The organism is Flavobacterium bomense, assembly GCF_003970355.1.
On sequence record NZ_RYDJ01000001.1, the window covers coordinates 226,722 to 246,893 of the forward strand.

At 36.7% G+C, this 20,172-nt stretch carries 19 protein-coding genes; 3 read left to right on the forward strand and 16 right to left on the reverse strand.

Going from position 1 to position 20,172, the window contains the following annotated elements; genetic code table 11:
- Positions 1–35: 35 nt before the first annotated feature.
- The 3 genes from EKL98_RS00955 to EKL98_RS00965 form a co-directional block, all read right to left on the reverse strand.
- Entirely contained in the window at positions 36–1,073 is a 1,038-nt protein-coding gene (locus tag EKL98_RS00955; RefSeq protein ID WP_126561313.1) for an aldo/keto reductase, read from the reverse strand.
- A 355-nt stretch (positions 1,074–1,428) separates the two neighbouring features.
- Positions 1,429–2,370: an OmpA/MotB family protein gene (locus EKL98_RS00960; protein ID WP_126457923.1), complete on the reverse strand. Its 942-nt coding sequence runs from the start codon at positions 2,368–2,370 to the stop codon at positions 1,429–1,431.
- A gap of 172 nt (positions 2,371–2,542) precedes the next feature.
- Positions 2,543–3,304 carry an exodeoxyribonuclease III gene (locus tag EKL98_RS00965; protein WP_126457920.1) on the reverse strand — a complete coding sequence of 254 codons (762 nt, stop codon included), beginning with the start codon at positions 3,302–3,304 and terminating at the stop codon, positions 2,543–2,545.
- Positions 3,305–3,503: 199 nt separating this feature from the next.
- Between EKL98_RS00965 and EKL98_RS00970 the strand changes: the two genes are divergently transcribed.
- Positions 3,504–5,306 carry a GNAT family N-acyltransferase gene (locus EKL98_RS00970; RefSeq protein ID WP_126457917.1) on the forward strand — a complete coding sequence of 601 codons (1,803 nt, stop codon included), beginning with the start codon at positions 3,504–3,506 and terminating at the stop codon, positions 5,304–5,306.
- 275 nt (positions 5,307–5,581) lie between these two features.
- On the opposite strand, the gene EKL98_RS00975 is transcribed toward EKL98_RS00970, so the two are convergent.
- Positions 5,582–5,863, reverse strand: a complete 282-nt coding sequence (locus tag EKL98_RS00975; RefSeq protein WP_126451929.1) for a TM2 domain-containing protein — start codon at positions 5,861–5,863, stop codon at positions 5,582–5,584.
- 443 nt (positions 5,864–6,306) lie between these two features.
- The gene (locus EKL98_RS00980) at positions 6,307–7,254 is read right to left on the reverse strand and encodes a 2-hydroxyacid dehydrogenase (RefSeq protein WP_126561314.1); all 948 of its coding nucleotides are present in this window, start codon (positions 7,252–7,254) and stop codon (positions 6,307–6,309) included.
- Between the two features lie 144 nt (positions 7,255–7,398).
- On the opposite strand from EKL98_RS00980, the gene nhaA reads away from it, so the two are divergent.
- Positions 7,399–8,568, forward strand: coding sequence for a Na+/H+ antiporter NhaA (gene nhaA, locus EKL98_RS00985; RefSeq protein WP_126451927.1), 1,170 nt, complete (start codon positions 7,399–7,401; stop codon positions 8,566–8,568).
- 68 nt (positions 8,569–8,636) lie between these two features.
- Here the strand turns inward: nhaA and EKL98_RS00990 are convergent, their stop codons facing one another.
- The 11 genes from EKL98_RS00990 to serS form a co-directional block, all read right to left on the reverse strand.
- Positions 8,637–9,053, reverse strand: a complete 417-nt coding sequence (locus tag EKL98_RS00990; RefSeq protein WP_126451926.1) for a hypothetical protein — start codon at positions 9,051–9,053, stop codon at positions 8,637–8,639.
- 75 nt (positions 9,054–9,128) lie between these two features.
- Entirely contained in the window at positions 9,129–9,725 is a 597-nt protein-coding gene (locus EKL98_RS00995) for a hypothetical protein (protein ID WP_126561315.1), read from the reverse strand.
- A 55-nt stretch (positions 9,726–9,780) separates the two neighbouring features.
- Positions 9,781–10,161, reverse strand: coding sequence for a Dabb family protein (locus tag EKL98_RS01000; protein ID WP_126561316.1), 381 nt, complete (start codon positions 10,159–10,161; stop codon positions 9,781–9,783).
- 143 nt (positions 10,162–10,304) lie between these two features.
- A complete protein-coding gene (proC, locus tag EKL98_RS01005) occupies positions 10,305–11,081 on the reverse strand; it encodes a pyrroline-5-carboxylate reductase (protein ID WP_126561317.1) in 777 nt (258 codons plus the stop codon).
- 170 nt (positions 11,082–11,251) lie between these two features.
- Positions 11,252–12,604, reverse strand: a complete 1,353-nt coding sequence (gene mgtE, locus EKL98_RS01010) for a magnesium transporter (protein WP_126552959.1) — start codon at positions 12,602–12,604, stop codon at positions 11,252–11,254.
- On the reverse strand, positions 12,594–13,373 hold the full coding sequence (gene rsmA, locus EKL98_RS01015) for a 16S rRNA (adenine(1518)-N(6)/adenine(1519)-N(6))-dimethyltransferase RsmA (protein WP_126457893.1): 780 nt from the start codon (positions 13,371–13,373) through the stop codon (positions 12,594–12,596). Before rsmA ends, mgtE begins: the two co-directional genes overlap by 11 nt.
- A 116-nt stretch (positions 13,374–13,489) precedes the next feature.
- Positions 13,490–13,780, reverse strand: coding sequence for a hypothetical protein (locus tag EKL98_RS01020; protein ID WP_126552957.1), 291 nt, complete (start codon positions 13,778–13,780; stop codon positions 13,490–13,492).
- A 138-nt stretch (positions 13,781–13,918) separates the two neighbouring features.
- On the reverse strand, positions 13,919–14,230 hold the full coding sequence (locus EKL98_RS01025) for a DUF4286 family protein (protein ID WP_126451918.1): 312 nt from the start codon (positions 14,228–14,230) through the stop codon (positions 13,919–13,921).
- Positions 14,231–14,280: 50 nt separating this feature from the next.
- The gene (locus EKL98_RS01030; protein WP_126552955.1) at positions 14,281–16,059 is read right to left on the reverse strand and encodes a tetratricopeptide repeat protein; all 1,779 of its coding nucleotides are present in this window, start codon (positions 16,057–16,059) and stop codon (positions 14,281–14,283) included.
- A gap of 53 nt (positions 16,060–16,112) precedes the next feature.
- Positions 16,113–16,694 carry an LOG family protein gene (locus EKL98_RS01035; protein WP_126552953.1) on the reverse strand — a complete coding sequence of 194 codons (582 nt, stop codon included), beginning with the start codon at positions 16,692–16,694 and terminating at the stop codon, positions 16,113–16,115.
- 29 nt (positions 16,695–16,723) lie between these two features.
- Positions 16,724–17,995 (reverse strand): serine--tRNA ligase, encoded by a 1,272-nt coding sequence (gene serS, locus EKL98_RS01040; RefSeq protein WP_126451915.1) that lies wholly within the window; start codon positions 17,993–17,995, stop codon positions 16,724–16,726.
- 353 nt (positions 17,996–18,348) lie between these two features.
- Here serS and EKL98_RS01045 point away from each other — a divergent pair, with 353 nt between their 5' ends.
- Positions 18,349–20,160 (forward strand): DUF1800 domain-containing protein, encoded by a 1,812-nt coding sequence (locus tag EKL98_RS01045; RefSeq protein ID WP_126561318.1) that lies wholly within the window; start codon positions 18,349–18,351, stop codon positions 20,158–20,160.
- The last annotated feature ends 12 nt before the right edge of the window (positions 20,161–20,172 follow it).

A 20,172-nucleotide genomic window follows, 5' to 3' on the forward strand; every position in this document is an offset into this window, starting at 1 on the left:
TGTCCAATTTCTAAAATCAGACAGGGTTTTTTCATTTAAGGAGCCGGATCAGGAATCACTGCTTGCACTTCGTCAATCGCCTTTAAGATTTCATCCGAAAGTGATATTTCAATGGTGTCAATATTTTCTTTTAATTGTTCCATTTTCGTTGCGCCAATAATCGTGCTGGTTACAAACAGCTGTTGGGCTATAAATGCCAACGACAATTCCGTCAAGGTCAATCCGTTTTTCTTAGCGATTTCCTGATATAGCCGCGTGGCTTCGGTGCATTGTGGACTGCTATATCTGGAATACTGCGGAAACAATTTGATTCTGGCATTTGGATGTGCTTCGCCAGTAAGGAATTTACCGGACAAAACGCCAAAAGCCATTGGAGAATACGCCAATAAACCAACATTTTCTCTCAGGCAAATTTCAGCGGACCCGTTTTCAAAAAGTCGGTTCAATAACGAATACGGATTTTGAATCGTCTTTATTCTTGGCAGATTATTGTATTTGCTTTCCTCCAGAAAACGCATAATTCCCCAAGGATTTTCATTTGAAAGACCTATGTGATTTATTTTTCCTTCCTTGACAAAACCGTCTAATGCTTCCAGCACATTATGAATATTATCTTCCCAAGCATCGTCTTGCACTTTGAAACCGCGTTGTCCAAAATAATTGGTTTTACGTTCCGGCCAATGCAATTGGTACACATCCAGATAATCAGTTTGCAGGCGTTGCAAACTACTGTCCAATGCAAACTTGATACTGGCGGGCGAAAAATCTAATTTTTCTCTCATATAGCCAAAATTAGGATTGGGTCCGGCAATTTTGGAGGCCAAAACAATTTCTTCTCTTTTCCCTGTTTTCTTGAACCAGGTTCCAAGGATTTTCTCTGTACTTCCATAGGTTTCCTGACGCCCCGGAATAGAATACATTTCGGCAGTATCAAAGAAATTGACTCCGTTTTCAAAAGCATAATCCATTTGTGCGTGACCATCAGCTTCTCTGTTTTGTTGCCCAAAAGTCATGGTTCCAAGGCAAATTTTGCTGACTTTTATATCAGTATTTGGTAATGTTGTGTATTTCATATTTAAGGAAATTGTATTTTATTTTCGAAAACAAAGATAAAATTAGTTTGCGGTTACGATTTAGTGTTAACAGAAAATTGACAAAAGTTTACAGGATGTTAAAAAAATAACCGCGAATTCGCAAATTAAAAGCCCTTGAAACGAAAGATAAAATTAGCGAATTAGCGGTTAAGAAAAGGTTCCTTTTTTAAACCATTAAGAGATTAAGCTTCATTAAGAATTAATGATTAATTTTCTTAATTCCTTAATGGTTAAACTTATAAAACTGGAGATTATTTTATAAAATATCTCGTAGAGAACAAAAAAAGGTTCAAAGCATACACTCTGAACCTTTCTATACTTTAACCTTTAAACCTTAATTTATTTCATTCAGCATTTCGGCAATTTCATCTAATCTTGGGGTAAGAATGATTTCGATTCTGCGGTTCTTCGCTTTTCCGTCAGCAGTTGCATTGCTGGCTAGCGGAGAGAACTCTCCTCGTCCTGCGGCGGTAAGACTTTGTTTGTTGATTTTTGAGTTTTCGCTCAAAATAGCTACGATTGCGGTGGCTCTTTTGGTTGATAAATCCCAGTTATCCGCAATTGGTCCAGAAGCTGAAAAAGCATCATCATCCGTATGTCCTTCAATAAGAACGGAGATTTCAGGATTGTCTCCTAAAACTTTACCTAATTCTACTACTGCCTTTTTCCCTTCGGAACCTACTGACCAACTTCCGGAATTGAAGAGCAGTTTGTTCTCCATGGATACGTATACTTTTCCATTTTTTTGTTCGACAGTCAATCCTTTTCCTTCAAAACTATTCAAAGCATTAGAGAGTGTTTCTTTTAGTTTTTTCATGTTGGCTTCTTTGGCGGCGATCAAGTCTTCTAATTCTTGCAAACGCTGGGCACTTTTGCTCAAACGCTCTTGTTCTACTGCCAACGCTTTTGCTTTCTCATCTAATTGGCCTAGTAAATCACGATTTTTCTTCATGTTACTTTGTAAAGCCTCTCCGCTGTTTTTCTCTAAAGCGGCATAGGAATCCTGCAGGACTTCGAGTTTGTTTTGAGCAGCAGCATAATCTGCTTTCAATTTATCAAGTGCTGCTTTAGAAGCACTCAAGTCAGAAGTTAAAGCAGTTCTATCTAAATCCAATTGGTTTTTAGTTTTCAGCAAATCTTCATTTTCGTCCGTTAGGCTTCGGTTTTCCTTTTTGGAATCCGCATACTTGCTTTCTAAGTCATTGTATATTTTTTTTGACACGCAGGATGTTGAAAGTGCCAATACGAGTAATCCTAAGGAAAATTTTTTAATCATTTTAATGGTGTTTATATCGTTTTTATTGTTGTTTTGAAATCAAAAATTTAAATTGCATTCGGATGCCCTAGCCCCGATAGAAGTGAAAATCCTTTTCTCTCGTTTTTTAACGAGAGAAAAGATTGTAGCGGATAGCGGGAAATAGCTCCTCCTTTGGCTGCGCTAAAGATGATTACTCTAATTCTACCAAGACCGGGCAATGATCTGAATGTACGGCATCTGATAAAATAACGGCTCTTTTGAGTTTATGTTTCAAAGAATTGGCAACTAAATTATAATCGATGCGCCACCCTTTGTTATTCCCTCTGGCTCCAGCGCGGTAACTCCACCAGGAATACTGGTGCGGTTCACTGTTGAAATGGCGAAAACTATCGACAAATCCGGACTTTATAAATCCGTCAAGCCAGGTTCTTTCATGGGGTAAAAATCCGGAAACGGTCTTGTTTCTAATTGGGTCATGAATGTCAATTGCCTCATGGCAAATGTTGTAATCGCCACAGATAATCAAGTTTGGCGTTTCTTTTTTGAGTTCATCAATATAATTCTTAAAATCATCCATAAACATGAATTTATGGTCGAGTCGCTCCATATTTGTCCCAGATGGCAGGTACAAACTCATCACGGAAAAATCATCAAAATCAGCCCGAAGATTTCTTCCTTCAAAATCCATGTGGTGAATTCCGGTTCCGTGGACCACATTATTAGGTTTGATCTTTGAAAGAATCGCTACGCCGCTGTACCCTTTTTTAGTGGCTGAATAATAATATTGATACGGATACCCTGCCTTTGCAATAGCCTCCACAGGAATTTGATCCTCAGTGGCTTTGATTTCCTGTAGGCAAATGATGTCCGGATTTGCCTGTTGCAGCCAATCGATAAATCCTTTTGAAATTGCGGCTCTAATTCCGTTGACGTTGTATGAAATAATTCTCATAAAGTGTGTATTTGAATTTCTGTAGAAATAAATAATTCCCAAATGGTATTAGAAATGCATTTTTAGAATCTGTCAGAAAAAATCATGGTGTGTATATAACGATTTCAAATGTAATAAAAAAGTACAAGTTTGACTCAGAAAAATAGAGAAAATGGAGTTTTTTGCTATCTTTGTTTCTTGCTTTAAAAGAAAAAAATTCATGGGTTTAGTAACCGCCAAAGAAGTTGCAAAAGCAATAAATGCTGATAAGTATGGAGTTCTAGGTACCTTCTCAGGATGGATGCTTATGAAGGTGCTAAAGATTTCTACCTTAAACAAAATGTACGACAGAAATAAGCATTTGAAAGATGTTAATTTCCTGAATGGAATATTAGATGATTTACAAATAAAATTTGAAATTCCGGAAGAGGATTTAAAGCGCCTGCCAAAAGAAGGAGCTTACATCACGATTTCAAACCATCCACTGGGAGGAATTGACGGGGTTTTATTATTGAAATTAATGCTGGAGAGAGAACCCAATTTCAAGATTATTGCTAATTTTCTTTTACACCGAATTAAGCCGCTCAAAAAATACATCATGCCTGTGAATCCTTTTGAAAATCATAAGGATGCTAAATCAAGCGTGGTGGGAATCAAGGAAACACTGCGTCATTTAAGCGATGGAAAACCCTTAGGCATGTTTCCCGCAGGCGAAGTCTCTACCTATAAAGATGGTAAGTTAATGGTAGATAAGCCTTGGGAAGAAGGAGCTATCAAAGTAATTAGAAAAGCGCAGGTGCCTGTGGTTCCTATTTATTTTCATGCTAAAAACAGTCGATTATTTTATTTGCTTTCTAAAATAAGCGGGACTTTTAGAACGGCAAAACTGCCTTCGGAAGTCTTTAGCCAGAAACGCCGTGTGATCAAAGTGCGTATTGGTAAACCAATTTCCGTAAGCGAACAAAATGAGCACAAGACTTTAGAGGAATACTCTGAGTTTTTAAGAAAAAAAACGTACATGTTGGCCAATCCTTTTGAGAAAGAAATTCCTTTTTTGCCAACGCCTACTTTAAAAATTCCTAAAAGCCCAAAGACAATTGTCACTGCTGCCAACAGCGAAAAGATGATTGCCGAAGTTGATGCCGCCAGAAATAGCGATTGCCGACTTTTACAAAGTAAAAATTATGAGGTTTTCTTTTCTGAAGCCACTAAAATTCCAAATATCCTGCATGAAATAGGACGTCTTAGAGAAATCACTTTCAGAGAAGTAGGCGAAGGAACCAATGAGTCTATTGATTTAGACAAGCACGATAAATATTATCATCACTTGTTTTTATGGGATAATGAAGCCCATAAGATTGCCGGTGCGTACCGAATGGGATTGGGTTCAGAAATTTATCCGAAGTATGGAATCAATGGATTCTACCTCAACGATCTGTTTAGGTTTGAGCCCGAATTACATGATATGATGCACAAATCTATCGAAATGGGACGCGCTTTTATCATCAAAGAGTACCAACAAAAACCAATGCCGCTTTTCCTGCTTTGGAAAGGAATTATGCATACCACCTTACGCTATCCCGAACATAAATTTTTATTGGGAGGCGTGAGTATCAGTAATCAATTTTCAGATTTTTCTAAATCCCTAATGATTGAATTTATGAAATCCAATTATTATGATCCGTACATTGCGCAATACATTCATCCCAAAAAAGCGTATAAAGTAAAATTAAAAGATGCCGATAAGGATTTTATTTTTAACGAAACCGAATCGGATTTGAATAAGTTTGATAAAATTATCGACGAGCTGGAACCGGGAAGTTTGCGTTTGCCGGTTTTAATCAAAAAATACATCAAACAAAATGCAAAAGTGGTCGCATTTAATGTGGATCCGTTGTTTAATAATGCCGTAGATGGATTGATGTACATCAGGATTGCAGACATTCCGGAAAGTACCATGAAGCCCGTAATGGAAGAATTCCAGAAAGAATTGGAGCGAAAACTGAGCGAGAAAGAAGATTAATTTCAGAATCCCATTAAATAAGTAAGTCGAAAGTTTAAAAGTCGTAAAGTCAAAAGAATTAACTTTAAGTAAAACAGCTTTAAATCAGATTGTTACATAATTTTATCCTGATTTTAAAATACGACATTATACCATGGTTATTACTTAGTTGCTAGAAATTTTACAAATCAGCACAAAATTAATTCGTGGCAATTAGTAAAATTTGTGGTAGAAAAATACCCCCAAATAGTGTCTGACTTTTTGGGGACAGTCTAAAACCGGGATTTTTTTATGTTTTAAAACCAAGCCTTTTTACCTACTTGATACATTTGGTAAAACTCCTCGTCAGATTTTGTCAAATAAATTATTCCTTCGATAATACCTAAAATGTATGTCACCGTTCCGCAGGTAAAAAGACTAATTACCAGCCATATTATCCCTTCAGTAGTATACCCCAATAGGAATTTATGAATCGCAAGAGGACCTAAAAGTATCGCTAAAATTCCGGCAGGCAGCTTTTTATTGTTTTGACGAACTGGCAGCGGATTATTCCAATTTTCAATCTTCGAATTTTGCATAAATAATTTGTATTAGATTGTTTTTCAATGGTTAAAAATATAAAAATTATTGAAACACTCTACCAATTGGTTCAAAAATTCGGTTTTATTTCCTCCACTATTCAAAATCTATCCGAATTTTCTAGAGTTACAAACCTCCATAACGCCCACAATTATTACGCCTTCATCTGATAATTTTGCAATAAACGTTCTAAATCATCAACTGTAAAATTTTGCACGAACCGTTTTTCGCTTGGCTTAAAATGATTGGTACCATCCATAAACGGCTGCCATTGGATAGAACAATCCTTCCCATTTTGTCTTTCCACCAAAAAGTAAAACGATACGAATTGGCTTTAAACCAATATGTTATCTTCGCAACAAGCGACGAGTTTTAGGGATTTTTACTTTAAAGAAGAAACTCCAATTCCCGTATTGCGCTGCTACGGCACGACAAATTTTACCTATCTAAGATACTTTGCTTTTATTTTATCAACGATCACTTGTGCCAATCGTTCATGGCTTTCGAAAGTCCAACCGGCAATATGTGGCGTCAGAATTGCGTTTTTGGCTTTCAACAAATACTGAAAAGCCTCTGGTGTGTTTTTATCGTTAAAAAGGGTTTCAAAAGACAACTTCTCATATTCCAGAACATCTAAACCTGCTCCGAGAATTTTTCCGGATTGCATGGCAGTAACCAAATCGGCAGTGACAATATTCTTGCCTCGAGAGGTATTAATAACCCAAAAAGGCTTAAGAAATCCATTGATAAAATCAGCATTCACCATTTTATTTGTTTCGGAAGTCCATGGAACATGCAAACTCACTACATCTACTTTTTGCTGAAATTCTGCTAAGGAAACCTGCTTCGCATTAGCATCACCCACATTTTCCTGAATGTCATAACACAAGACTTCGACATCAAAACCACGGAGTTTTTTGGCAAATGATTTTCCCATGTTTCCGTACCCGATAATTCCAACGGTTTTACCGTCAAGTTCCTGACCGCGATTGCTTTCCCGGTTCCAATGGCCTGCTCGTATCTCGCTGTCAGCTTGATTCAATTTATTAAAAATGGATAAGATCATACCCAAGGTGTGTTCAGCAACAGCGTTTCTATTTCCTTCTGGAGCGGCAATAAGTGTAATGTTTTTAGATGCTGCATGCTCGCAATCAATGCTTTCCAATCCGGCTCCAACGCGAGCGATGAATTGCAAATTAGTAGCTTTGTCCAAGAATGTTTTGTCAATCTTGAAACGGCTTCGAATCACAACTCCTTGATAATCCTGAATTTTAGCTTCGATTTCTTCTTTTGAAGAAGTAAAATCACTGTGATTGATAAACCCGGATTTTTGCAATTCATTCCACAGTAAGGAATGATTGCTGTCGATATGAAGTATTTTGATGGTCATAATTGCTTTGTTTTTGCTACATCAAAGAAACAAAAAAATTACGGTTTATACTTTTAAGAACGGAAATTAGCTTTCAAAAGCTTAAATTTGCAGAATTCCTATTCATCATTTATACTATTAATTATAGGAAAAGAAAAACAACAAATGAGATTAACAAAAACATTCAAAGCCTTTTTTGAAAACGAAAAAGCGGGAGGTCTTTTATTACTCCTAGTTACGATACTCTCTCTTCTATTTGCTAATTCCCCTTTTCAAACTGACTATATTGCCTTTTGGGAAACCAATGTCGGCAACCATTCGATCACCCACTGGATCAATGACGGACTGATGACTATCTTCTTTCTTTTGATTGGTTTAGAGCTAGAACGGGAGATCTACAAAGGAGAATTGTCGAGTATTAGAAATGCCACTTTACCTGTTTTTGGTGCTTTAGGCGGGATGATTGTTCCGGCAGGAATTTTTTTACTGCTCAATTTTGGAACACCCACACAAAATGGTGCCGGTATTCCTATGGCTACTGACATTGCCTTTGCAATTGGAGTTTTATCGCTTTTAGGAAATCGGGTTCCTACCTCGCTGAAAGTATTCCTTACTGCCCTTGCTGTAATTGACGACTTAGGGGCTATTTTGGTAATTGCTGTTTTTTATACAAAAACAATTGCTTTTACCAATCTGTTTATTGCTTTTGCCATTATGGGTGGTTTATTTATCCTGAACAAAAGAAAGGTTCACAACCTTATCCCCTATTTAATTGGGGGTGCTGCTATGTGGTATTTTATGCTGAATTCAGGTGTTCACGCCACAATTACCGGAGTGTTATTGGCTTTTGTCATTCCGTTTGGAGACGGAGGCAAGAAAACATCCTCTTATAAATTACAGCATTTTTTGCACAAACCGGTTGCATTTTTGATTCTGCCGCTCTTTGCCATCGCCAATACCAGTATTGCCATTGGTTCTGATTGGTCAGAAGGATTGAATCATACCAATACAATTGGGATCATGCTGGGACTTGTGGTGGGAAAACCTCTTGGAATTTGGCTTTTCTCCTTTTTAGGAGTGAGTTTAGGCATTTGCACGTTGCCCAAAGATTTAAATTGGAAAAAAATAATTGGGGCAGGAATGCTTGGTGGAATTGGGTTCACCATGTCCATTTTCATTACCCTTCTTGCTTTCAAAGAAAGTGGTAAAGAGGTTATTACATACTCTAAAATTGCCATTCTGATTGCTTCTTTTGTTGCTGGTCTGACGGGTTTCTTCTGGTTGAAATATACCTTAAGAAAACAATCTAAAAAGAAGAAAACAGCACTAGTATAAAACATATTGTGATCCTAAAAAGCCTCGTTTAAGCAATTAAACGAGGCTTTTTTATGTTCAATAAGCTTCTATTTTGAATAACTTATCGCAAAACTATTTTTAAAATCTCTTTTTTTAATAAATAAATAAAGCATGAATGGAATAATCATCACAGGAGAAAATTTTTGAAGTACTGCAAATTGAATAACCAAACCGGTTACCACCATTCCGGTCAGTATTCCGAATCCAAGATTGTACGTAAGACTGGGATTTATGCTCAGTACTTTCGTTTCTCCCGCCTTTAGCACTATCTCTTCTGTTTGAAAAGAAGTTCCATCACCAATTTCTATGGTATGTTTTCCGGGCAAAACACGGTATTCTTTCCGGTTGTTGCTGTAGTTCATTTCACACTCCGTTTTGCTATCAATACGTACTACATAGCGATTGGATTTATTGTAAATACCACTGCTTTTAGACATTCTGAAAACAATTGTGCTCTGATTCATATTTGATTTTTTACGGTTTATCATGCTAACAAAACCTTTTTCATGGTTCCTGTAACAAGTCTACACATATTTACCCTAAAAAGTATATCCAATTCCTAGGTGTAAAAAAGGAATGTATTGGTTTCTATTGTATGCTCCATCTGCATTCTGGACATTACCGTTAACCGAATTCTCTTTCAAATAAACCACTCGATACCCAAATCCTACCGCAGTTTCATAGGTAAAATGATTCCCAATAGTACGCTTCAAACCCCAAGTGGGTACAATTGCTAAATCAGCCGTTTTTGTAACGTTATCTGCAAGATTAATCACAAACCAATCCGGATGGTAACTTGTTTTAATGGAAAAATAATTCCCGCTATTATTGGCGATTTGCTTCCCATTTGAATTCCTTTTTTCCAGATTATAGTAATACCTTGGTTCTAAAGTGACTACTGGCTGCAAAATAAAACCGGTTCCATCATAGTGATCTCCAACCGTAAAATCTTTTTCAAGACCGATTTCACTGCGCACAGCGATACTATTAGACACCTTACTTTCATTGTTAAACCAAATTCCTGCGTGTACTCCGAATCCGGTTTGTATACCAAAAATTGATTTTTCAACGGTTACTTCTTGGGCATTTGCATTTAGATTGAATGCTAAAATCAGGACTACTAGGACTTTTCTCATTTATTGATTATTAGTGTTATTCTCTGTTATTTAAATTTTTAAACCAGATTTCTGTTTACTTATTCGTGCAATAATCTACTACGGTAACTTTATCTGGTGCCGGACTCAAAACAGCTACAAAAGCTTTGTGATCCGGATGAATTAAATATGCATCTCTGTCGGATTTACTGGTGAAAGTCAACACAAAACAATGGGTCAAACCATTATTCAGGTTTTCAGGACTGTTATTAATTCCCCATTCATACGCTTTGATCAATTTGATTTTATGTTCTAAGTTTCCAAAAGCAGTGACTACTTTGTCAATTGCTGCTGCATCTGTACCGGGTTTCCAACCAAACATCACTACATGTTTAAGGATTTGTTTTTGTTCGTCTTTTTGCGCATTCACAGTATAACTTGAAATTAAAATAAGGATTAATAGGAGTAGTTTTTTCATGGTTGTTTTTTTCAAATATAAGATTTATTTGAGTGTTAATACAAATATGAAATGTCAATATTCATCCCTTTTAAGAAAAAAATTGCGCAAAGTCGGAGACGTTTGCGCAGCATAATTAACGAAAAAATTACAAAACTATACGCCTACCCCTTGATTTGTTTCAATGACGTCTTAATACCTCGTATCAGGGACGAACTGAATCCGTGCATTTCCATTTCGTTCAATCCGGCTATGGTACAGCCTTGTGGCGTGGTCACACGGTCAATTAATTGTTCCGGGTGTACTTTTTCTTCTAGTAGCATTTCTGCAGCACCTTTTACCGTTTGTGCCGAGATGGCTAAGGCGGTTTGCCAGTCAAATCCAATTTCGATTCCGGCTTGCATTGAGGCCCGAATGTAGCGCAAGGCAAAAGCGGTTCCGCTGGCCGCCAAAACAGTTGCAGCATCCATTAATTTTTCGTCAATAATAGGAGCGGTTCCCAAATTCTGAAAAAGGGAAACTACCTCTTGTGCCTTCTCTTTGTCTTTTTCATTAAACGCAATACAGGTGGCTGAGGCGCCAAACTGTGCCGCGATATTGGGCATGATTCGGATGGCACTATTAGCCGTACCGATTTTGTTTTGCAGATTTTCTATCGACAATCCACTCACTGCCGAGGCGATGATTTTATTAGAAATTACGGGAAGAATTTCGGCCAAAACAGTGTCTACTTGGTATGGTTTGATGGTCAAAATAATGACATCGGCTTCCTGAATCTGATGCATATTATTGGTAGAAACTGTTGCTCCTAATTTTTCAAGATACAGAATGCTGGAGGTGTTTCTTCGGGTTATGGTAACTTGGTCTTCTGGCGAAAATTTTGATAGTCCTAATGCGATAGAAACTCCTAAGTTTCCTCCGCCAATGATATGTACTTTCATGCTGGTTGTGGTTTTTCCTCTCCCCTCCAGAAGCTTTGGGACTTTCCAAAAGAAAGCCAAGCCGTCTGGAAAAAGTGTTGGTTGTATAGTTATAGATGTATTCGTTTGTTGTTGTATTTCCTCTCTATTCTCTTTGTTCTCTATTCTTTTTCTCTTCTCTTACTTCTATCTTAAAACCCTAAAATCATTTTTGCTATCGAAAAATAAATCAAAATGCCACAAATATCATTACTGGTTGTAATAAACGGACCAGTTGCCAATGCGGGATCAATACCAAATTTATCCAGCAATAACGGGATAAAAGTCCCTATTAATGAAGCAATAATAATTACTGAAATTAATGCTACGCAGATAATAACGCCAATTATCATTTCAACATCCAATAGAAAATGACTTCCTAAAAATAATATTGTAGCCAGAATCAATCCATTTAATAAACTTAGGGAAACTTCCTTAACTAATCTATTAAATAGCGATCCGCTCAACGTATTATTAGCCAAACCCTGTACAATAATTGCCGAGGATTGTACACCGACATTTCCTGCCATCGCAGCAATAAGGGGCGTGAAAAAGAATAAATTACCATGTTGCAGCATTGCGCCTTCAAACAATCCCAACACTTTTACGGAGATAAAACCGCCTAAAAGAGCCAAAACTAACCAAGGCAACCGTGCTTTTGTATGTTCGAATATGCTGTCATCTGCCTCAACATCTTGCGAGATACCTGCAGCCAACTGGTAATCCTGATCGGCTTCATCCTTGATTACATCCACAATGTCATCAATAGTGATTCGACCCACTAACCTTCCTAATTCATCTACAACAGGAATAGCTTCTAAATCATATTTCTGCATAATTCGGGCTACCTCAACATCTTCTGTATCTACTTTTACGGAGTTTAATTTCCGGATGTACACATCATTAATTGGGGTTCTGGAAGAAGTGGTCAATAAATCCTTGAGGGATAAACGCCCTTTCAATCGGTCTTCATCATCCACCACATAAATCGAATGGACTCTGGAGATATTTTCGGCCTGAATGCGCATTTCTTTGACACAAGTAAGCACATTCCAATTTTCATTGACTTTTACCAATTCCTTGTGCATGATTCCACCGGCGGTATCTTCGTCATAGCGCAATAAGTCAACAATATCTTTGGCATGTTCTACATCCTGAAGTTCTGATATTACTTCGGCTTTCAAATCTTGTGAAAGCTCCGCTATAATATCAGCTGCATCATTGGTTTCCAGCTCATCTAACTCTTCTGCAATTTCTTTTGGCGAAAGCCTGCTTAATATATTTTCCCGCAAATCATCTTCTAGTTCCAGAAGAATTTCAGCAGTTTTTTCACTGTCTAATACTTTAAAAATATAGGTCGCTTCATTAAAATCAAGCTCATCGAGAATTTCAGCAATATCAGCATGGTGCATATCATTCAATAATACTTCCAGTTGCTGGTCGTTTTTGTTTTGAATGAGTTGCTCTAATTCCTGAATTAATCCTTTGCTGATTTTAAACTCCATCGGCTTCTATTTTTTGGGTGAGTGCTATAAACTGTGCTACATTTAATTGTTCTGGTCGAAGGTTGAAAATTTCATCCTCTCTCAAACTATCCGACAAATTTAAGGTTTTTAAACTATTTCGTAACGTTTTACGTCTCTGCTGAAAAGCAGTTTTCACTACCGTAAAAAACAATTTTTCACCACATGGCAAGCTGTAATCTTTTTTTCTGCGCAAACGTAAAACACCTGATTTTACCTTTGGCGGTGGAATAAAAACATGTTCGTCTACCGTAAATAAATACTCGGCATCATAAAAAGCCTGTACCAAAACCGACAGTATTCCATACGCTTTTGTTCCCTTTTTTTCACAAATGCGTTGTGCCACTTCTTTCTGGAACATTCCGGCAAATTCCGGAATTTGGTGGCGATATTCCAATGTTTTAAAAACAATTTGTGTCGAAATGTTATACGGGAAATTCCCAATGATTGCGAACTGCTTTCCTTCAAAAACTTCGTTAATGTTGTATTTTAGGAAATCTTTAGAAATAATTTTATCTTTTAATTTTGGATAATTTTCGTCTAAATACGTCACTGATTCCGCATCGATTTCAATAACGTAGGTGTTCACCGGTTTATCCAACAAATATTTTGTCAAAACGCCCATTCCTGGTCCTATCTCCAGTACATCATCATACCCTTCTAAGTTCAATGTATCTGCAATGTCTTTGGCAATACTTTCGTCTTTCAAGAAGTGTTGTCCGAGGTGTTTTTTTGCTTTTACTTTTTCCATGTTTGTCTTTGCGAGGCACGAAGCAATCTCACTTTATTGTTAGGTTTATTTTGCCCCTAAGGCACTACTGTATTGTATTAAATATCCAGAAAACTATCGCAAAATCAATATTGCAACTACTTCTTATATCCTATTTTTCCTCGTTCTGGAATGATTTCTTTCTTTTCCATAAGTTCATCTACATATTGAAAAACGAGTTCTATGTTTTTTCCCTGATTTTCAATTTTCTTTTTCATTGTTTCAAAATCAATACGTAAATCCGAATTATCGGAGAGCATTTGCCTCGTTTTTGTAAATATCCGCATTATCTGAATATTGGTTTGAATTGCTTTTTCACTATTCAAAACACTCAATAACATTAATACGCCGTGTTCTGTAAAAGCCATCGAAGCATATCGCAAACCCATCTTTTCAGAATTGGAGGTCGCAAATTGCGACCTCCAATTATATTTACTTTTACAATTTGAACTTAATATCGTAATTTCCCACTTCAAGATTTATTATTCCCAAACTGAACACTAAAAAGACGAACACTGAACACTTTTTTAATAATCCGCAATCAATTCTAATTCCGTTCTAAACGCCAGCATTTTGTCTCCAAACAGCTTCGCTCCTTCTTCACGAAAAGCCGGTGCGTCCTCCAGATAATATTTCTCCAAAGTGTCTTTGCTGTCCGTCACATATTGAACGGAATAGGTAACTCCGCCCATTTCTTCTTCAATTAAAACCCGTACCATTCTTGCCGAAGAGAATTTTCCTGTAGCCAGAATTTCTGGAATGTGTTTGTGTTGCATCCAAATCATCCATTGATCGTGCACGCTTTCGTGTATGTTTGTAGTAACGTTGTATAGTATCATTTTTTTGTTTAATTGGTTAACTGGTTAATCGATTAAACAGTTAAACTTTTTTATAAATTAGTATCTCCCCTCAATTGCCTGAATTTCTTTCTGGCTTCCACAAAATAAATACTGTCCTGATGATTAAAAATAATCTTCTCATACAAAGGTTTCGCTTTATCAGGCAATAGCAGTTGTTTTTTATATATCTCTGCCGAAAAATACAGCGCTTCGTCTATGTAAATCCCATCGCTATACTGATCCATAATCGTTTGGTATTGGCTTAAAGCCAAAGTAAAATCGCCCGTTTCTTCGTAAATATTTCCCAAACGCAACAACGTCACGGCTTCTATTTGCTGACCTTTATGATTTTTTAAAATCGATAGAAACTGCGTTATCGCTTCCTGATTCCTATTTTGATACAACAGATAATCTCCTTTGGCAAATTGTTTCAAAGCCGTTTGTGTCGAATCAACGACGGTATTGTCATTGATTAACAGAAAATATTCCAAAGCATCATTCGCAATCAACTGTGTATTGGCTGATTTCAATTCCTTAAATTGTTTCAACGCCCAAGCAAAATCAGCTTTAAAATAACTCGTTTTTGCGGCTTTCAAACTGGCTTCATGCGCCATTACATCATTCTTCAAGTCCAATTCAATCTGCGAATAATAGATCAACGCCTGATTGAATTTTTCTTCGTACAACAAAATATCTGCCAGTTCCATTTTGGCATCAGCCACCTGATAATCATTCAATTGCAATTCCAGCGCTCTCTTGATTATTGCCTTTCCTTCCTCCGGTTTTTTTAACTTAAATGCCGTGAAATGTGCCTGAATCAGCTGCAAAGATAAGGTAAAAGGACTTATTTCAAATTGTTTCATCAAACCGTCTAATTCTTTGCTGATCGCGGCAAAGTCTTTTTCGGTTGCTTTTTCAATTTTCATCGCAATCAAATACGAATTCGCTTGGATCAGCAATTCTAAATCTAGTGTGTTTTGCAATACAAACCCTAAAATTTCCTTTGCCGCTTCCTCATTCTCTTCTTCAATTGCCAGTTGCCCTAAATTTACAATCGTAGCAAGCGATTCTGGATTGCGTTTATAAATGGCTTTTTGCTGAATAAATGCTTTCCCAAATTCCTTTTCCTGTACATAAAACCAACTCAGATAATGGTTCCAAAAAATGTCTTGATTTTTCTGCGTCCTTACAATTAAAGCTTTACGCAACAATTCATTGAAATTTGCATCGCCTTCATCAGCCATAAAACGAACCAGCTGATTTTGGATTCGAATGGAGTTTTGAGGATTAGCAAACGCTTCATCCAGAAAAGTGGAAATCATCATTTCTATATTAGACAATTGACCGTAAAGCAATCCTATTTGATAATTGAAATTAAAATTAGGCTCTAATTCTACTGCGATTTGGTAGGATTTCAGCGCGTATTCAAGTAGCACTTTTCGCTCAAAAGTGTTTGAAATTCCGTACACTTGATTTGGATTTTTTCTGATGCGGTCTAATGCCTGATCGTAGTACATCTTGGCTTTATCATCATTTTTTTGCAACTGAAAATTATATCCTAATTCTACCAGAAGATTTCCTTGATTGTACTTGTCAAGTCGTTCTTGAATGGCTTTTTCGGTACTTTCAAACTGTTGCAATTGCTGTGAACAATCGATTATTCTTAAAAAATACTGAGAGTTTAATGGAATCTCTTGCAGTAATTCTTCATAACTGATTTTGGCTTTTTCAAAATCGCCTTTATCATAATAATACTGTGCCAATTGTTCGTTTTGGGCGAAAGCAAATAACGATAAAAACAGGTGTATTAAGAGAACGATTTTTTTCATTTTTTATCTGTTTTTCTAATTCAGATTAGGTGTTGGAATACATATTCGTGTCTTTATTCATTTCCTTTTTTAATCCATTTTCCAACTTCCGGTGCGGTGTAATTTTCCATTTTGTTCAGCAATTCTTCCGCATTATCACTAACCAAAATCATCTTTTGATTGATTTCTTTTAAAAAACCGTTATCAGCCATTTTTTGGATGAATTGCAATAATAAATCATAAAATCCATCAACGTTTAAAATCCCAATGGGTTTCTTATGAAGTCCGAGTTGCCCCCACGTGAGCATTTCGAAAAACTCCTCTAAAGTTCCAAATCCACCAGGCAATGCAATTACGCCATCGCTTAATTCATTCATTCTGGTTTTTCTTTCGTGCATACTTTCCACAATGATTAACTCGGTCAAATTATCGTGAGCCACTTCCTTAGACATCAAAAAACGGGGTAAAACACCAAATACTTTTCCGTTTTCACTCAAAACACCGTCAGCAACCGCACCCATTAAACCAACTTTTGCGCCACCGTAAACCAAATCAATGTTCTTCTTAGCCATTACCTGTCCCAGTACTATCGCTTGAACCTCATAATTTTTTTCATTCCCAAAACTGGAGCCACAGAACACCGTAATCTTTTTCATCAACAAAATATTTTTCAGTAGTGTTTTAACTAATTGATACTATCAAATCCGCAATAAGCACGCAAAACCTCAGGAATTACGATTCCTTCCGGAGTTTGGTAATTTTCTAAAAGTGCTGCCAAAACTCTTGGCAAAGCCAATGAACTTCCGTTTAAGGTGTGTGCTAATTGATTTTTTCCATCTTTATCTCTAAAACGTAATTTCAACCGATTTGCTTGAAAAGTCTCAAAATTAGAAACCGAACTGATTTCTAACCAACGGTCCTGTGCAGTAGAAAACACCTCGAAATCATAGGTTAACGCTGCTGTGAATCCCATATCGCCGCCACAAAGACGCAATATTCTGTAGGGTAATTTCAATTCCTGCAAAATACTTTTTACATGCTCCACCATTCCGTCCAAGGCTTCATACGATTTATCGGGATGCTCTACACGAACAATCTCGACTTTGTCAAATTGATGTAAACGGTTCAATCCACGTACGTGCGCACCATAAGAACCTGCTTCACGACGAAAACAAGGCGTGTAAGCCGTGGTCAAAACCGGTAATTCACTTTCGTTTAAAATTACATCCCGAAACAAATTCGTTACTGGAACCTCAGCAGTTGGAATCAAGTATAAATCATCCGTTTTATCATGGTACATTTGCCCTTCTTTGTCGGGCAATTGTCCCGTTCCATAAGCAGATGCTTCGTTTACCATGTGTGGCACCTGAACTTCGTTATATCCTGCAGCGGTATTTTTGTCCAGAAAATAATTGATCAAAGCACGTTGTAATTTTGCTCCTTTTCCTTTATAAACCGGAAATCCTGCGCCTGTGATTTTTACTCCCAATTCAAAATCGATAATGTCGTATTTTTTTACCAATTCCCAGTGTGGTTGCGCGCCTTCATGCAAAACTGGGATTTCCCCTTCTTCAAAAACGTTCAGGTTTTCCTCCGGTGTTTTTCCAATAGGAACAATATCAGCAGGAAGATTGGGTAAGGTATATAATTTTTCTAAAAGTTCAGCGGCAAGTGCATCAGCAGTTTCGGCTAATTTCTTGCTTTTCTCTTTATTTAAAACAGTTTTTTCTTTTAAGATTGCGGCTTTAGATTTCTCTCCCGCTTTCATCAATTCGCCAATATCCTTGGATAATTTATTAGATTCGGATAAAATGCTGTCTAGCTCCACTTGCGTAGCGCGACGTTTTTCATCCAGTTGTACCACTTCTTCAACAACACTTGTAGCATCGATATTTCTCTTTGCCAAAGCGGTGATTACTTTTTCCTGATTCTCTCTAATAAATGCGATTTGTAACATAGCTTGATTTTTTTAACGCTAACTTATATATTAATGGAAGCAAATTTAGGGAAATGTTTGGTAGTATGAGATAAAAATTTTATCAAAAATCGAATTAAAAAGGGGAATTGCACCGCCATTTTTTGCGCGCCTATAGATTTAAATAAAATAAATAATCGAGAAAGTTTTTTGTGTAGTTTTAATGACCCGATTATAAATTTTTGCAGCAATTTGAACAATACATTATTTAAGTACAACATTTATAGCACGTTGAACGTATTGTAAAAAAACATAATTTTGAGTAGCTATTTTTACTTATTAGAAAATAATAAAGTAGTAGGGAGTCGATTGTACAAATCAAATTTGAAATCGTTATGAGTAATACTATTAACCGTAGAAATTTATTTAATTTAATACTAAATAAATTAAAAATTAATCAGGATACCAAAGATCCATTATTTGAAAAATATTCCCGAAAAATATTTACAGGCAGAAGATATCAAAGCGTTAAAAGCGCTACAAAATCGGCTTTTACCGATAGAGTAGTTCCTGTTAACAGTGGATTAAATCCCTACAGCGGTAGTTGGGGCAAGCAAGAAGTACTGCATTTGCTAAAACGTACTGGTTATGGTTTTAGAAAAGCCGATGTTGATGTGTTACTCGCTTTAAATATGACAAATGCAGTCAATGCCGTGTTGAACATCAGCACTACTGCGCCTGCGCCTCCCGTAAATTCATACAATAATTATTCTCCAGATGAGAGCAACTTGCCCTACGGAGCTGACTGGACAAATGACCCATTGCCTGCGGGAACCAATACCACTAACTCGAGAAGAATAGATTCATTATCACAGTGGAATTTTGGTTTAGCTTGTAATCAAAATTTGACTATTAAGGAAAAAATGACTTGGTTTTGGTATCATTTTATTCCAGTAGATTTTGACACCGTACGCAGCACACCATTTTCGTATGCGGGCAGTAATTCATGTCGCATATTGTACTCCTACATGAAAATGTTTCGAGATAATCCGCTTGGAAATTACAAAACACTGATCAGAAAAATGGCTACACAGCCCGCTATGATGTACTATTTAAATAATCAAGCCAACACAAAAACATCTCCAGACGAGAATTTTGCACGAGAACTTATGGAGCTTTTTACTCTAGGAAAAGACCCATTAAGCCAGTATACTGAAGCTGATGTGATACAAGCAGCAAAAGTATTAACAGGATGGAGAGTTGTAAATTTAAATACAGCAACACCCAGCACTAATTTTGATACCAATTTTCATGATACGAGCAATAAGCAGTTCTCCTCGTTTTTTAACAATACCGTCATTAGCAATGCGGGTGCTTCAGAGTTAGATGCTTTGATTGATATGATTTTCACTAAATCACAAGTAGTTTCAGAATATATTTGCCGCCGATTATATCGCTATTTTATCTATTACGATATCGATGCCACAATAGAGTCAAACATTATTAGGCCATTAGCACAAACATTTGTAGCTAACAATTGGGAAATCGCACCGGTATTAAACCAACTTTTCAAAAGCCAACATTTTTATGATATGGCCAATAGAGGCGTTTACATTAAATCGCCTTTTGATCTGGTCATTGGTAGTTTGCGGACTTTTAACTTGAATTATACGGTTACAGACGCAACTAATTTTGAAGCGCAATACCGAGTTTGGAATTACTTCAACAATACTGTTTTGAGCGGTTTAGAACAAACTATGGGGAAAATTCCAAATGTTTCCGGTTGGGTTGCTTTTTATCAAAATCCGTCTTTTCATGAATATTGGATCAATTCCAGTACCACTCAAAAAAGATTCGATTTCTTAAATAAAATTTTCAACGGTTACAATCTTACTTACAACTTGCTCACAACTCGGATAGAAGTAGATATAATAGGTTTTATTCAACAATTTAGTCCTGCTATTTGTGCTTTATTAGTTGCTGAATCTATACAGTACTTACTGCCCATTGATATTAGTAGTACACAAAAAGAGCAAATAAAAATTCAATCGCTACTTTCCAATCAAACAAGCAATGATTACTGGACCTCAGCTTGGACACTTTACCTAAATGACACGTCAAATACAACCAATCGAAACATTGTGAAATCTCGACTTAAATCCTTGCTTGTGACTCTTACTCAACTTGCTGAATACCAATTAATGTAATCTTTTGAAGTT

What these genes read in the sequence shown, in the direction of transcription:
- EKL98_RS00995 (WP_126561315.1), bottom strand. Translation starts at nt 9,725, where the DNA reads ATGAGAAAAGTCCTAGTAGTCCTGATTTTAGCATTCAATCTAAATGCA.
- EKL98_RS00980 (WP_126561314.1), bottom strand. Translation starts at nt 7,254, where the DNA reads ATGACCATCAAAATACTTCATATCGACAGCAATCATTCCTTACTGTGG.
- EKL98_RS00975 (WP_126451929.1), bottom strand. Translation starts at nt 5,863, where the DNA reads ATGCAAAATTCGAAGATTGAAAATTGGAATAATCCGCTGCCAGTTCGT.
- EKL98_RS01000 (WP_126561316.1), bottom strand. Translation starts at nt 10,161, where the DNA reads ATGAAAAAACTACTCCTATTAATCCTTATTTTAATTTCAAGTTATACT.
- nhaA (WP_126451927.1), top strand. Translation starts at nt 7,399, where the DNA reads ATGAGATTAACAAAAACATTCAAAGCCTTTTTTGAAAACGAAAAAGCG.
- EKL98_RS01035 (WP_126552953.1), bottom strand. Translation starts at nt 16,694, where the DNA reads ATGAAAAAGATTACGGTGTTCTGTGGCTCCAGTTTTGGGAATGAAAAA.
- rsmA (WP_126457893.1), bottom strand. Translation starts at nt 13,373, where the DNA reads ATGGAAAAAGTAAAAGCAAAAAAACACCTCGGACAACACTTCTTGAAA.
- EKL98_RS01045 (WP_126561318.1), top strand. Translation starts at nt 18,349, where the DNA reads ATGAGTAATACTATTAACCGTAGAAATTTATTTAATTTAATACTAAAT.
- EKL98_RS00955 (WP_126561313.1), bottom strand. Translation starts at nt 1,073, where the DNA reads ATGAAATACACAACATTACCAAATACTGATATAAAAGTCAGCAAAATT.
- EKL98_RS00990 (WP_126451926.1), bottom strand. Translation starts at nt 9,053, where the DNA reads ATGAATCAGAGCACAATTGTTTTCAGAATGTCTAAAAGCAGTGGTATT.
- EKL98_RS00970 (WP_126457917.1), top strand. Translation starts at nt 3,504, where the DNA reads ATGGGTTTAGTAACCGCCAAAGAAGTTGCAAAAGCAATAAATGCTGAT.
- EKL98_RS00965 (WP_126457920.1), bottom strand. Translation starts at nt 3,304, where the DNA reads ATGAGAATTATTTCATACAACGTCAACGGAATTAGAGCCGCAATTTCA.
- proC (WP_126561317.1), bottom strand. Translation starts at nt 11,081, where the DNA reads ATGAAAGTACATATCATTGGCGGAGGAAACTTAGGAGTTTCTATCGCA.
- EKL98_RS01030 (WP_126552955.1), bottom strand. Translation starts at nt 16,059, where the DNA reads ATGAAAAAAATCGTTCTCTTAATACACCTGTTTTTATCGTTATTTGCT.
- EKL98_RS00960 (WP_126457923.1), bottom strand. Translation starts at nt 2,370, where the DNA reads ATGATTAAAAAATTTTCCTTAGGATTACTCGTATTGGCACTTTCAACA.
- serS (WP_126451915.1), bottom strand. Translation starts at nt 17,995, where the DNA reads ATGTTACAAATCGCATTTATTAGAGAGAATCAGGAAAAAGTAATCACC.
- EKL98_RS01025 (WP_126451918.1), bottom strand. Translation starts at nt 14,230, where the DNA reads ATGATACTATACAACGTTACTACAAACATACACGAAAGCGTGCACGAT.
- EKL98_RS01020 (WP_126552957.1), bottom strand. Translation starts at nt 13,780, where the DNA reads ATGGGTTTGCGATATGCTTCGATGGCTTTTACAGAACACGGCGTATTA.
- mgtE (WP_126552959.1), bottom strand. Translation starts at nt 12,604, where the DNA reads ATGGAGTTTAAAATCAGCAAAGGATTAATTCAGGAATTAGAGCAACTC.